This window comes from Streptomyces sp. NPDC127097, assembly GCF_042724075.1.
GTDB lineage: Bacteria > Actinomycetota > Actinomycetes > Streptomycetales > Streptomycetaceae > Streptomyces.
In genome coordinates, this window is the sequence record NZ_JBHXFI010000105.1 from 1 (window position 1) to 12823 (window position 12823).

Annotated in this window: 12 protein-coding genes; 4 read left to right on the forward strand and 8 right to left on the reverse strand. The window is 71.4% G+C overall.

Going from position 1 to position 12823, the window contains the following annotated elements:
* Positions 1-126 precede the first annotated feature (126 nt).
* The 3 genes from ACFWJW_RS37160 to ACFWJW_RS37170 all read right to left on the reverse strand — a co-directional run bounded on the left by ACFWJW_RS37160 (position 127) and on the right by ACFWJW_RS37170 (position 2892).
* Positions 127-984, reverse strand: coding sequence for a MetQ/NlpA family ABC transporter substrate-binding protein (locus ACFWJW_RS37160; RefSeq protein ID WP_387249697.1), 858 nt, complete (start codon positions 982-984; stop codon positions 127-129).
* 94 nt (positions 985-1078) lie between these two features.
* Positions 1079-1801, reverse strand: a complete 723-nt coding sequence (locus tag ACFWJW_RS37165; protein WP_387249704.1) for a methionine ABC transporter permease — start codon at positions 1799-1801, stop codon at positions 1079-1081.
* On the reverse strand, positions 1798-2892 hold the full coding sequence (locus tag ACFWJW_RS37170) for a methionine ABC transporter ATP-binding protein (RefSeq protein WP_387249710.1): 1095 nt from the start codon (positions 2890-2892) through the stop codon (positions 1798-1800). The genes ACFWJW_RS37165 and ACFWJW_RS37170 overlap by 4 nt, the downstream gene beginning before the upstream one ends.
* A 651-nt stretch (positions 2893-3543) precedes the next feature.
* Here ACFWJW_RS37170 and ACFWJW_RS37175 point away from each other — a divergent pair.
* From ACFWJW_RS37175 to ACFWJW_RS37185, 3 genes are all read left to right on the forward strand, one after another.
* Positions 3544-3912, forward strand: coding sequence for a hypothetical protein (locus ACFWJW_RS37175; RefSeq protein WP_168478251.1), 369 nt, complete (start codon positions 3544-3546; stop codon positions 3910-3912).
* Entirely contained in the window at positions 3905-4354 is a 450-nt protein-coding gene (locus tag ACFWJW_RS37180; protein ID WP_387249713.1) for a hypothetical protein, read from the forward strand. The genes ACFWJW_RS37175 and ACFWJW_RS37180 overlap by 8 nt, the downstream gene beginning before the upstream one ends.
* Positions 4355-4473: 119 nt before the next feature.
* Positions 4474-5205 carry an IPT/TIG domain-containing protein gene (locus tag ACFWJW_RS37185; protein ID WP_387249715.1) on the forward strand — a complete coding sequence of 244 codons (732 nt, stop codon included), beginning with the start codon at positions 4474-4476 and terminating at the stop codon, positions 5203-5205.
* Between the two features lie 71 nt (positions 5206-5276).
* Here ACFWJW_RS37185 and ACFWJW_RS37190 read toward each other — a convergent pair whose 3' ends face one another.
* Entirely contained in the window at positions 5277-5792 is a 516-nt protein-coding gene (locus ACFWJW_RS37190) for a GNAT family N-acetyltransferase (RefSeq protein ID WP_387249717.1), read from the reverse strand.
* Positions 5793-6112: 320 nt separating this feature from the next.
* A complete protein-coding gene (locus ACFWJW_RS37195; RefSeq protein ID WP_387249720.1) occupies positions 6113-7249 on the reverse strand; it encodes a glycerophosphodiester phosphodiesterase in 1137 nt (378 codons plus the stop codon).
* A gap of 298 nt (positions 7250-7547) precedes the next feature.
* Between ACFWJW_RS37195 and ACFWJW_RS37200 the strand changes: the two genes are divergently transcribed.
* On the forward strand, positions 7548-8216 hold the full coding sequence (locus tag ACFWJW_RS37200) for a 1-acyl-sn-glycerol-3-phosphate acyltransferase (protein ID WP_086720378.1): 669 nt from the start codon (positions 7548-7550) through the stop codon (positions 8214-8216).
* A gap of 74 nt (positions 8217-8290) precedes the next feature.
* Here the strand turns inward: ACFWJW_RS37200 and ACFWJW_RS37205 are convergent, their stop codons facing one another.
* The 3 genes from ACFWJW_RS37205 to ACFWJW_RS37215 all read right to left on the reverse strand — a co-directional run bounded on the left by ACFWJW_RS37205 (position 8291) and on the right by ACFWJW_RS37215 (position 12670).
* A complete protein-coding gene (locus ACFWJW_RS37205) occupies positions 8291-10261 on the reverse strand; it encodes a bifunctional metallophosphatase/5'-nucleotidase (protein ID WP_387249724.1) in 1971 nt (656 codons plus the stop codon).
* A gap of 223 nt (positions 10262-10484) precedes the next feature.
* On the reverse strand, positions 10485-12122 hold the full coding sequence (locus ACFWJW_RS37210) for an MFS transporter (protein WP_387249727.1): 1638 nt from the start codon (positions 12120-12122) through the stop codon (positions 10485-10487).
* Entirely contained in the window at positions 12119-12670 is a 552-nt protein-coding gene (locus ACFWJW_RS37215) for a TetR/AcrR family transcriptional regulator (protein ID WP_387249729.1), read from the reverse strand. The genes ACFWJW_RS37210 and ACFWJW_RS37215 overlap by 4 nt, the downstream gene beginning before the upstream one ends.
* Positions 12671-12823 lie beyond the last annotated feature (153 nt).

Below are 12823 nucleotides of genomic sequence, written 5' to 3' on the forward strand. Positions count from 1 at the left end.
TGTCTACACCCGCCCACCCCCCGAAGGGGGGTGGGCGGCGGGGAAAAAACGGGCCGGCGGGCAAACCGCCCCCGTGGCGAACCACCCCGGCGGCGACCCACCCCGGCGGCACACCCCGCGAACGGGTCAGCTCTTGGCCGGGCCGAAGGCCGGGATGACCGAGCCGTCCTTGTACTTGTCCTCGATGAACTTCTTGACCTCGGGGGAGTTCAGGAGCTTGGCCAGCTTCTTGATCCGCGGGTCGTTCTCGTTGCCCTTCTTGACGGCGAGGAAGTTGGCGTAGGGGTTGTCCTTCGTCTTCTCCAGGGCCAGCGCGTCCTTGGAGGGCTTGAGGTGGGCGCCGATGGCGAAGTTGCCGTTGACGATCGCGGCGTCGACGTCGTCGATGCGCGGCGCGGTCTGGGCGGCCTCCAGCTCGGTGATCTTGACGCCCTTGTCGTCCTTGACGTCGGTCAGCTTGGCGTCGGAGCCGACACCGGGCTTGAGGGTGATCACGCCGTTGTCGGCGAGCAGCTTGAGCGCGCGGCCCTCGTTGGAGGGGTCGTTCGGGACCGAGACGGTGCTGCCGGCCTTGAGCTCCGAGAGCTTGTCGATCTTCTTGGAGTAGACGCCGAGCGGCTCGATGAGCACGTTCTGGACGGGCACGATGTGCGTGCCGTTCTCCTTGTTGAAGGTGTCGAGGAACGGCTTGTGCTGGAAGAAGTTGGCGTCGACCTGGCCGTCGTCGGTGACCTTGTTCGGGATCTTGTAGTCGTTGAACGGCTTGACGACCAGCTTCAGGCCCTCCTTGTCCGCCAGCTTGTTCTTGACGAAGTCGAGGATGGCGGCGTGCGGGGCGGGGCTCGCGGCGACGACGAGCGGGGCGTTCTTGTCGCCCTTGTCGCCGCTGGCGGTGGTGTCGGAGGGGGCCGAGCAGGCGCTCGCGCCGAGGGCGACGGCGGAAGCGGCGGCGATGGCGACGGAGATCTTGAGGGTGTTGCGCACGAAGAGTGCCTCTTTCTTGTTCGCACACGGGTTCATGTGCGGTGTCCGCCCGGCAAAGGGTCCGGGCTCTTGGGTGGAGCGGGTGGCTCCGGTATCAGGCGGCTTCGGGGACGGCAGCCGGCTCCTCGGTGCGGTTACGGCGCAGGGAGGAGGCACGGGTGCCGCGCTGGGCGAGCCGGCGGACGATGCGGTCACCGAGCACCTGGACGAGGGTGACCAGGAGGATCAGTTCCACCACGGTGGCGATCATCAGCGAGGTCTCGTACTGCTGGTAGCCGTAGGTGTAGGCGAGGTCGCCCAGACCGCCGCCGCCGACCGCACCGGCGATCGCGGAGTAGCCGATCAGCTGGATGACCAGGGTGGTGACGCCGGCGACCAGCGCGGGCAGCGCCTGCGGGAGCAGCACCTTGAAGACGATGGTCCAGGTGCCGCCGCCCATGGCGTGGGCGGCCTCGACCAGTCCGTGGTCGACCTCGCGCAGGGCGGCCTCGACCAGCCGCGCGAAGAACGGGATGGCGGCGATGGCGAGCGGGACCACCGCGCCGGTCGGGCCGATGGAGACGCCGACGAGGAGCCGGGTGAAGGGGATCAGCACCACGATCAGGATCAGGAACGGGAAGGACCGCCCGATGTTGGTGATCGCGCCGAGCACCTTGTTCACGGCGATGTTCTGGAGGACGGCGCCGCGCTGGGTCAGATGCAGCAGCACGCCGACCGGGATGCCGAGGAGCACCGCGTAGAACGCGGACCACCACACCATGAAGAGGGTGTCGAGCGTGCGGTCGTACAGCAGCGGCTGCATCTCGTTCCAGGTCACTTGGCACCTTCCTTCTGGAGCGTGGCGGCGGGCTCCGGCGTGGCCGGCCGGTCGGCGGGGTCGGCGGCGGTCGCCGCGGCGCTGCCGTCGACGTCCGCCACGTCCACCTGGAGCCCCTGCTCGCGCAGGAAGCCGATGGGCACGACGTTCTCCTCGAAGCGGCCGGGCAGCTCGATGCGCATCCGGCCGATCTGCTTGCCGCCGACGGTGTCCATGGCGGCGCCGAGGATCGAGATGTCGACGTTGTAGGTGCGGGACAGCTCGGAGATCACCGGGCGGGTGGCGGCCGAGCCGTGGAAGGTGATGTCGACGACGGTGCGGTCGTCGGCGGAGGGCTCGCCGCCGACCGGGAACAGCTCCCGGGCCAGCTCGGAGCCGGGGGTGGCGAGCAGTTCGGCGACGGTGCCCTGCTCGATGACGCGGCCGTTCTTCATCAGCGCGGCCGAGTCGCAGATCGTCTTGACGACGTCCATCTCGTGCGTGATGAGCACGATGGTCAGGCCCAGCTTGCGGTTGAGGTCGCGCAGCAGCTGGAGGATGGAGCGGGTGGTCTCCGGGTCCAGGGCGCTGGTGGCCTCGTCGGAGAGCAGCACCTTGGGGTCGCCGGCCAGCGCGCGGGCGATGCCGACGCGCTGCTTCTGCCCGCCCGAGAGCTGGGCGGGGTATGCCTTGGCCTTGTCGGCGAGGCCGACCAGGTCCAGCAGCTCCAGCGCCTTGCGGGAGCGCTCCTTGCGGTCGACCTTGAGGATCTCCAGCGGCAGTTCGACGTTGTCCTGCACGGTGCGTGAGGACAGCAGGTTGAAGTGCTGGAAGACCATCCCGATGTGGCTGCGGGCGGCGCGCAGTCCGGCGCTGGCGCGCTTGCCGCGGCCGGCGATGGAGGTCAGTTCCTGGCCGGCGACGGTGACCGTGCCGGAGGTGGGGCGCTCCAGGAGGTTGAGGCAGCGGATGAGGGTGGACTTGCCGGCGCCGCTCTGGCCGATGACGCCGTACACCTCTCCTTCGCGGACGTGCAGATCGACGCCGTCCAGGGCGGTGACTTCGCGGTCTCCGGAACGGTAGACCTTGGTCAGGCCCGTTGTGGTGATCACAGGGAATTCCGTCACTGTCGAGTGCTCGGCGGCTCGCCCGCCGGGCACGGGGCATTCTTGCGAGTGCGGCAGAGGGGAACAGGGAGCGGCGGCGGGCGCGGGGCCCGGCTCCGGGTTCCGGTGACGCGGGGCGGCCGGGGGCGTCGGGAGTCCGACGTACGGCTCATGGCAGGGTCTCGCTTCGGGGCGCGAGGCTCAGGCGGGGGCCCTCAGCGGTCACACATTCGACACAGGCAACGAGCACCGGGCGTCTGGTACGCCTCGGTCGCAGGGGTGCGGTAGCTCGTCGTGGTCATGCGGGAAGTAAACCAGACAGCTGTGCGGCCCGATCAAGCCAGTCCGGATTGCGGACACCACCGACCGACTCGTGGACAGCCCCTCGGCCGGCGGCAACGATCCCCCTCGACCGGTCCGTGGCCTGCGCTGATGCGGCCGGGCGCGGAGGGAGGGGGCGGGCGGCTGACGGCGCGGGGCCCGGGGCGCTGTGGTCAACGCCACGGTCGGCGTCCCCGCAGCGTGGCCGTGGCCCGGGGCCTCGCGCGGGCGTGCGGACCGCGGTGGGGCCGGGCGCGGCCGCCCGCCCGCCGCCGATTAGCATCGCCCCATGCCCCACAACCCCACGGCGCGCGGCCACGCCGCCCGGAGGCCCCGGTGATCGACGCGCTGACGATCGCGGTCGCGGTGACCGCTCTCGCCCTCGCCGCCTGGTGCGGCTTCGCGGCGTTCCGTGACCAGCCCACCAAGGACTGGCACTTCATCGGCATGGGCCTGGTGTCGCTGCTCGGCATCGTCCAACTGGTCATCGCCGTCGTGCAGTTGTCCCGCGGAGTGTCGCCGGACAAGGGCACCGCGCTCTTCGTTTCGTATCTGCTCGGGGCCGCCGCCTGTGTCCCGGCGACCGGCTTCATGTCGCTCTCGGAGCGCACCCGCTGGGGTTCGGCCACCGTCGCGGCGGGCGCCGTGGTGCTGGCCGTCCTGGAAGTGCGGCTGTTCGACATCTGGGGAGGCGGCAGTGCCTGAGACCACGGGGACCACCCGGCCCACCGAGGCCGGCCCGGCCCGGCGCTCCCTGGGCACCGGCCCCGGCCGGCTGCTGGTCGCGCTCTACGGCATCTTCACCGTCGCGGCCGCCTCCCGCTCGCTGTACCAGCTCCTCGCCCAGTTCGACCGGGCCCCGCTGGCGTACGGCCTCTCGGCGGGCTCCGCGGTCGTCTACGGGTTCATCACCTTCTCGCTGGTGCGCGGCGGCGAGGGCGCCCGCCGGGCCGCGTTCGCCTGCTGTGCGCTGGAGCTGCTCGGGGTGTTCGGCATCGGCACCTGGACGCTGCTCGACCCGTCCGCGTTCCCTGACGCCACGGTCTGGTCGGACTACGGCATGGGCTACCTCTTCATCCCCGTCTTCCTGCCCGTCACCGGGCTGCTGTGGCTGCGCCGGTCGCGTACGGAGCGAACGACGGCCTGAGGCGAGCTGCGCCATCCGGGTGAAGAGCGGGGCCGCGCCTCGCCTCCGGCCGGGCGCCCTGGCTCACTGGAGTCCGACCGGCGTTCAGGGGTTCGCCGGCGCGGAAACGGAGCGGGAAGATGCCGATCAGTCCGAACCAGGGTTCCACCGGCGGCGGTTTCGCGGCGACGCTCACCGGCACCGGTCTCGCCGGGGCCACGGTGGTGCGCTTCGGCACCAAACCGGCCGCCATCACGGCCACTTCGCCCACCTCGGTGTCGGTGGTGGCCCCCTCGGGAGCCGGTGTCGTCGATACCACGGTGACCACACCGGGAGGCACCAGCAATCCGGTGCCCTTCTTCTACGTCCTCCCGCCGGTGATCCTCGATGTCTCGCCGGCGTCCGGGCCGCCGGCGGGCGGCAGCACCGTCACCGTCACCGGGCGCAACCTCACCACCGCCACGTCCGTGCTGTTCGGGGACACCGCCGTGACGCCGACGGTGCTGTCCGACAGTGAACTCACGGCCGTGAGCCCGGCCCACGCGGAGGGCGAAGTGGCCCTGGCCGTCACCGCGCGGGGCGGCGCCGCCACGGCGTCCGGGACCTTCGGTTTCGTGGCCGCGCCGACCGTCACCGGCTTCGGCCCGGCGACCGGTCTGCCCGCGGGCGGCACGCTGGTCGACATCACGGGCACCGCGCTGGCGACGACCACCGAGGTGACCTTCGGCAGCGTCCCGGCCACCTTCGCCGTCCTGTCCGACACCCGGGTCGCGGCCGTCGCTCCCGCCCAGCCCGAGGGCACGGTCACCATCACGGTCACCACCACGGGCGGCAGCGGCGCGGCCCCCGGGGTCTTCCGCTATCTGCTCTGATCCCTGGTCTCTGCCTGACGGGGACGGCCCGAGGCGGACCCGCTCCGCCCGGGGGCGGGTCCGCTCCTGCGCTATGCCTGTGCGACGAGCTCGCCGGCGCCGGCCGGCTGGGGTACTTCCTTCTCCAGCGTGACCACGTTCAGCCGGGGCGTGCGCTGCTCGGTGCCCACGGGTACGTAGCCGTGGCTGCGGTAGAGCCGCAGATTGCCCTCGCTGCGGTGGCCGGTGAACAGGCTGAAGCGGGTGGCCGACCGCTCGGCCGCCAGCCGGCCCTCGACGGCGTCGAGCAGCCGTCCGCCCAGGCCGTGCCGCTGCATCCGCGGGTGCACGATGAGTTTGGCTATCCGTCCGGTGCCGTCCTCGTCGACCGTGCCGCGCACGGCGCCGACCACCTCCTCGCCGAGCCGGGCCACCACGACGCAGCCCTCGCCGAGTTCGGCGCGCAGCGCCTGAAGCGTCTGGGTGAGCGGCTCGATGCCGTAGTCGTCGTACAGCGCGGCTTCCTGCTGGTAGCAGAGGTACTGGAGCTTGAGGATCTGCTCGGCGTCCTGGTCGGTCGCCGCAGAGATGGTCACACTCGTGCCCATGCGCGTATGCCTCCCCTATTCGGTTCGCTGGTCCGGGCGCGCTGAGGGTGAGAGGGGTGCGCCCGGAACGATGTGCCCTGACCGACGGCGCCGTGGGGTACCCGGCGCCGCCATGGCGATGCTGACACCGCCTCTTCCGGAATCCCCGGCGGAGGGCGGCGGCAATCTTCGCCGCGAGCATTCTGCGCAGGCAATCGGGACAAGCGGAACGGACCGGCACCGAGCTCCCCTGTGACATTCCCAACTCAGATGAGAATGCCGGGGAGGTGGTGCCGGTCCGGGCGGCCGGGCGCCGCCGCGGCGGCGGTCCGCGGCCGGCGTCAGCGCTTGCGGAACTCCGCGGCGGCCAGCAGCGCGGTGTCGGGGTTGTCGGAGAACAGGCCGTCGATTCCGGTGCCGAGGTACGCCTTGAAGACCCCGAGGGCGTCACCGTAGCCGTTCGGGTCGGTGCCGCGGCGGTAGTCGGCCGGCAGGAAGGAGTTCTCGTTGCGGATCGTATACGGGTGCAGGACCAGTCCGGCGGCGTGCGCGTCCTTGACGACGGACGTGGGCTCGCCGAGCTTGCCGTCCTTGTCCCGCGGGATGATCACGGTCAGGTCCGGCCCGATGCCCTGGGCGAAGCCGGCGAGCCACTTCAGGCCCTCGGGCTTGACCAGATCGGCGACCTTGCGCGGGTCGCCGGCCTCGGTGAAGTCCCAGGGCCGGGAGTCGAGCGTGGACAGCAGCACGACCTTGGGGCAGTCGACGAGCTTGTCCAGGCGCTGGATGCTGCTGGGCTCGAAGGACTGAAGGAAGTTCGGCGAGTTCTTACGGTGCCGGCCGTGCGCGCGCAGCGCCTTGGCCAGCCGCTCCTCCAGGCCGAGGCCCAGCTTGCGGAAGTACGTGGGGTGCTTGGTCTCGATGTGCAGCCAGACGCGGCGGCCCCGCCTGCGGCCCTCGCGCTCGGCCCACCGCAGCACCTCCTCGAAGGTCGGCACCTCCCACACCCCGTCGTAGAGGGTGTTGTGCTGCCGGGTGCCCGGTATGCGCTCCTTGGCGCGCAGCGTCTTGAGTTCGGCGAGCGTGAAGTCCTCGGTGAACCAGCCGGTCAGCTTCACCCCGTCCACGGTCTTGGTGGTCTTGCGGTCCGCGAACTCGGGGTGCGCGGAGACATCGGTGGTGGCGGTGATGTCGTTCTCGTGGCGGCAGACCAGATGCCCGTCCTTGGTGGGGACGAGGTCCTGCTCGATGACGTCCGCGCCCATGTCCAGGGCGAGTTGGTAGGAGCCGAAGGTGTGCTCGGGGCGGTAGCCGCTGGCGCCGCGGTGGCCGACGATCAGCGGTACCGGCAGTTCCTGGGGCGCCCCGGCCCGCCCGGCCGCGCTCGCCTGGCCGGCTCCGCCGAACACCGCCGCTCCCGCGCCGAGGGCCGCGGCCCCCAGTACCGTCCGACGTCCCGGCTGCTGGCGCTTGTGCATGCGCACGCTCCTTGTCTGAGGCATTCGCTGGTCTTCCGGGTGCTTCCGGGTGTTTTCCGGCGTGCGGTAAGGCGTGTTGCACACCGGCCCACGGAACCCGGCCGATCGTAGGCACGGACGGGCCATGCCGGGGAGACGGACGACAACATCGGGGGGAAGATGGTGGTAACACACGTCAACTGTGCGTATCGACCTCGTGAACCCGATGTGCGCGCGGGAGTAACCCGCGAGTATGGTCCTTGGCTGCGCAGAGTTCTGCGTGCGCTTGACATTGACCAGTCACGACCCGGAGGGCCCGTTGTCCCGCATTGTGCTGAAGGCGATTCTCGGATTCGTCATGCGTGTCCTGTACCGCCCGAAGGTCGAGGGCATGGAGCGCATTCCGGCGACCGGACCGGTGATCCTGGCCGGTAATCACGTCACCTTCATCGACTCGCTGTTCCTGAGCCTGGTGGTCAAGCGCCCGGTGTACTTCATCGGCAAGGACGAGTACGTCACCGGCAAGGGCGTCAAGGGCCGGCTGATGGCCTGGTTCTTCACCAGCGCCGGCATGATCCCGGTGGACCGCGACGGCGGGCACGGCGGGGTCGCGGCGCTGATGACCGGCCGCCGGGTCCTGGAGGAGGGCAGCGTCTTCGGCATCTACCCGGAGGGCACCCGCTCCCCCGACGGCCGTCTCTACCGCGGCCGTACCGGCATCGCCCGGCTCACCCTGATGACCGGTGCGCCCGTCGTCCCGTTCGCGATGATCGGCACCGACAAGGTGCAGCCCGGCGGCAAGGGCCGGCCGCACATCGCGCCGGTGACGGTGCGCTTCGGTGAGCCGCTGGACTTCTCCCGCTACGACGGTATGGACCGCGACCGCTATGTCCTGCGGGCCGTCACCGACGAGGTGATGAGCGACGTGATGGAGCTGTCCGGCCAGGAGTACGTCGACATCTACGCCACCAAGGCCAGGGCCGCCTGACCCGTCCGCCGTCCGCCGGGCCCCATCCGTTCTCCGGATGGGGCCCGTTGCGTGTCCGCTGCGGTGCGGGCGGGTCAGCAGGGCACCCGGAAGCCGCCGGGGGCGCGCTGGCCCTCGGCGCCGCCGGTCAGCGCCGTACGCAGAGCCGCCTCGGGCCGCGGCACCATGCTGCCGTCGGGCTGGAGCAGCTGCTGGCGCTGGGTGATGGTGCCGGTGCGGGCGCCGGGCACCCCCGCGTTCTTGACCGCCACCCGGTTCAACGGGGCGGGGGTCAGCTGCTTCTTGGTGCGGACGAAGGAGACGAAACTCTCGAAGTCACGGGTGTGCCGGACCGGTGCGGTGAAGCCGGTGAAGGCGCTGAAGCCGTCCTGGTTGATGAGGGTGTAGGAGGGGGCGGCGAGCCGGTAGCGGCGGGTGAGGTCGAGGGCGGTGCCGTCGATGAACACCTCGGCCGGGTCGATCCGCCGGCCGACCGCTCCCGCGGCGTCGAAGGTGTAGCGGACGTTGGCGGAGACGGCCAGCGGGGAGAAGCCGAGGCCGCCGCCGGCGGTCGGGGCCCACTGCTCCTCCAGGGCGTCGTGGAGCTGCCGGCCGGTGACGGTGACGGTCATGATCGGGTCGCCGAAGCCGACGGAGTTCCACGCCTGCGCGAAGGTGACGGTGCCGCCCGTCTCCTCGTTACGGATCAGATCGCCGGCGATCACGGCCTGGCCGACGCGTGGCGCGACCGCGATGACGGCGAGGTCCGCGGGGGTGTTGGGGTGGTCGGCGGGATCGGCCGTCGGGTCGAGCGGCTGCCGGCCCGCCCACAGGGCCCAGTCGGCGACGAGGTTGCCCATGGTGCTCTCCCCCACCGCGTTGCGCCGCCGGGTGAAGGAGGCGGTCTGGGTGCCGAGGCGGCTGCGGGCGCGCCGGCTGCCGTAGTCCGCCCAGTAGCCGGCGATCGACTTGAGCTCCGGGTCCGGGGTGACATCCCGGGTGTTGGGGTGGTTGGTGGCGGTGGTCAGCTCCCGGATGACCGCGCCGGTGTCGGGGTCGAGGCGCAGATTGATCTCGTTGACGAGCTGGCCGTAGCAGCCGGCCTCGACGAACGGCCGGGGCACGCCGTCGGGGTCGGGCAGCATCATCGTGAAGGCGGTGTGCCAGTGGCCGGTGACGATGGCGTCGATGTCCGGGGAGGCGCGCAGGGCCAGTTCGTAGGCGGGGCCGGAGGGGTTGCTGCCGCTGGAGAAGTCGCCGCCGGCCACCGCGCCGTCGTGCATGCTCAGCACGATCGCCCGGACGCCGCGGGACCGGAGCTCCGCCGCGCAGCGGTTGGCGGTCTCCAGCTCGTCGAGGGTGCGCAGTCCCGGCTGGTAGGAGCCGGGGAAGGACTCGGTGCCGATGGCGGTCAGATGGATGAAGCCGATTGGCAGCCGGCGGCCGCCGCCGGCGTCCACGTACTCGATGTTGTACGGCGGCAGCACGAGGTCGCCGTTCCCGTTCCACACCATGTTGGCGCTGTAGTAGGGGAACTTCGCGCCCCGGAAGCGGCGGCCGGTGGAGTCCTCGAAGGCGTCGTCGCGGCCGACGACGGGGAAGCTGTCGCCGTCCTCCATGTGTGCGGTGAGGAACGTCGCGGACTTGTCGAACTCGTGGTTGCCGGCCGAGGCGAAGTCCAGGCCCATGGCGTTGAGCGCCTCGATGGTGGGCTCGTCGGCGAAGGTGGCGGCGTCGAACTCCCAGCCGGAGAAGAGGTCGCCGGGGGCGAAGAAGAGGGAGTTGCGGTGGCCGGCGCGCAATCGCTCCAGGTGGGCGGCCATATAGGCGACGCCGCCCACGGTGTAGGTCTTTCCGCCGGCGCCGGTGATGATCGAGTGGGCGCCCGGGGCGCCCTGGAGATAGCCGTGCAGGTCGGTGATGTTGAGGAGCTGGACGTCGACGTATTCGTCGGCGGTGGCCGCGTCGCGGGCGTGGCCGGTGGCGTAGGCGTTGCTGCCGATGGCGCTCGCGGTGGCCAGGGCCCCCGCGGCGGTGAAGAAGGAGCGTCGTCCGATGTCGCGCACTGCGTCACTCTCCTGAGCGGGCCGTCCGTGAGGGGACGACGGGAGAGTCAAGCAAGCCGCTCCGGACGGCCGGTCACCACGATGCGTACCGGGCGTGAACGGGCGGCGGACAGTCGCCCCCGGGGCGTGTCCCGTGGATCATGGCGCGCGCGGGGACCGTGATCCACAGGACACGCCCTGGGGCGCGGTGGGTGCCCGCCGTCCGGCGGAGCGCCGTACCGGGTTACGGGCGTTCCGCCGGGCCGCCGGCCACCGGGCCGGAGTCGCTCCCCGGCTTCGCGCCGGCCGTGGAGAGCTCCGCGGGCCCGGCGGGGGCCGGGCCGCTGGCCAGCTCCTGGCCGCGGAGCAGGAACCACGCGGCCCCGGCGGCGGACAGCAGGACCACCGCGCCCACCCCGGCCGCGACGTCCACGCCCGCGACGAAGGAGTCCTGTGCGGCGCTGATCAGCGCCGCGCCCTGGTCGGCGGGGAGTTGGCCGGCCGTCTCGAAGGCGCCGCCGAGCGATTCGCGGGCGGCGGCGGTGGCGGCTCCCGGGATCCCCGGCGGCACGGCGAAGCCCCGGTAGATGCTGGTCACGATGGAGCCGAGCAGGGCGATGCCGAGCGCGGCGCCCAGTTCGTAGGCCGTCTCGGAGACCGCGGAGGCGGCGCCCGCCTCCTCCTTGGGCACGCTGGAGAGGATCACATCGGCGGTGACGGTGAACGAGAAACCGGCGCCGACGCCGACGACGAAGAGGATGACGCACATCGCGGCGGTGCCGGTGTCGGCGTGCAGTGTGGTGCAGCCGACCAGCGAGAGCCCGACCACGGCGAGGCCGCCGGCGACCACGAGCCGTACGGACAGCCGCCGGGCGACCCAGCCGGCGGCCAGACCGGCGCCCACCGCGCCGACCGCCGCCGGGAGTTCGACGAGCCCGGCGTTCAGCGGCGAGCGCAGCTGCACCATCTGGAGGAACTGGGAGAGGAAGAAGACCAGCCCGGACAGCCCGAGGATGGTCAGCAGATCGGCCAGCACCGCTCCGGAGAAGCCCCGGTGGTGAAAGAGCTTCATGTTCAGCAGCGGTGAGGGCAGGGTGAGCTGCCGGCGGACGAACACGAACAGGGCGAGCACTCCGACGACGGCCGCCAGGGCGATGTCCCAGCGGTAGCCGTGCACCGCCGCTTCCTTGATGGCGTAGACGACGGAGACGATGCCCACCAGGGCCAGCAGGACGCTGGGGATGTCCCAGGGGCCGGGATCCGGATTACGGGACTCCGGGATGACCTTGGCGCCGACGGCCACCAGCAGCAGCATCACCGGCAGGTTGATCAGGAAGACCGAGCCCCACCAGAAGTGCCCCAGCAGAAAGCCGCCGAGGACCGGGCCGACGGCCATACCGGCCGAGGCCATGGCGCCCCAGATGCCGACGGCCAGACTGCGTTCCTTGGGGTCGTGGAAGAGGTTGCGGATCAGCGCCAGCGTGGACGGCATCAGCGTCGCACCGGCGACGCCCTGGAGCGCCCGGGCCAGGATCATCATCTCGGGCGTGGTGGCGTACGCGGCGAGCACCGACATCGCGCCGAAGCCCACGGAGCCCAGCAGCAGCAGCTTCTTGCGGCCGATGCGGTCGCCGAGGCTGCCCATGGAGACCAGCAGACCGGCGATGACGAAGGAGTAGATGTCACCGATCCACAGCAGCTGGGTGCCGGACGGCTGGAGGTCTTCGCTGAGGAAGGGGGTGGCGAGGCCGAGGACCGTGGCGTCGACGCCGACCAGGAGGACGGCGAGGACGAGGACGGCGAGTGCGAGCCAGCGGCCCGGCCGGGGCTGGTCGTCCACATGGGCCGAGCCCGCCGGTCCTGACGCTATGGTCTCGGTCATTTCTCCATGCTCCGTCGGATGCCGCCGAGCAGCAGCTCGGCGATCGAGTGGTGAAGGTCGTTACGGGCGACCCGCCCTTCGTGGACGGCCCAGGCGCCGGCGCCGATCAGTCCGTAGAACGCCTCGGTGAGCCAGGCGGCGCTCAGGTCGATCCGGAAGCCGCCCTCTTCCTGGCCGCGTCGGAAGAGCGCGGCGAGGCGGGCGTCGAGCTCGGCCCAGCCGGCGTTGATCTCGCCGTCCTCGAAGAGCTGGTTCTCGGTGAAGAGGAAGGACACCACGGCGGCGACCGGTTCGGTTTCGGCGATCAGCCGGCGCAGCGCGTCGGCGGCGTCCCCCTCGTCCAGCCGGGCCGCGTCCATCGCCTGCCCGCACTGTGCGATGCCGTAGTCCTCCAGCGCTCTGATCAGCGCGTCCCGCCCGGCGAAGTGCCGGTGCAGGGTCGCGCGGCTGATGCCCGCGGCGCGGGCGATCTCGTCCATCGGTGTCGAGGCCCGCCGGGTGAGCAAGGCGGCGGCTTCCTTGAGTACACGTTCACGATCCACGGCCATGAGACACACAATAGCTGAATGAGACGTCAATGTCTCACCCGCGACTGACTCCGCGCATGCGACGGCGGCCCGCCCCCCCAGCTCCGCCCCCGGGGGGGCCGCCGGCGGCAGGCCGATCCGGCGAGCCCCCCTCCAGTGTCTTATAAACAAAAA

Coding starts and splice junctions, on each gene's coding strand:
- ACFWJW_RS37185 (WP_387249715.1), top strand. CDS start 4,474: ATGCCGATCAGTCCGAACCAGGGTTCCACCGGCGGCGGTTTCGCGGCG.
- ACFWJW_RS37215 (WP_387249729.1), bottom strand. CDS start 12,670: ATGGCCGTGGATCGTGAACGTGTACTCAAGGAAGCCGCCGCCTTGCTC.
- ACFWJW_RS37195 (WP_387249720.1), bottom strand. CDS start 7,249: ATGCACAAGCGCCAGCAGCCGGGACGTCGGACGGTACTGGGGGCCGCG.
- ACFWJW_RS37190 (WP_387249717.1), bottom strand. CDS start 5,792: ATGGGCACGAGTGTGACCATCTCTGCGGCGACCGACCAGGACGCCGAG.
- ACFWJW_RS37210 (WP_387249727.1), bottom strand. CDS start 12,122: ATGACCGAGACCATAGCGTCAGGACCGGCGGGCTCGGCCCATGTGGAC.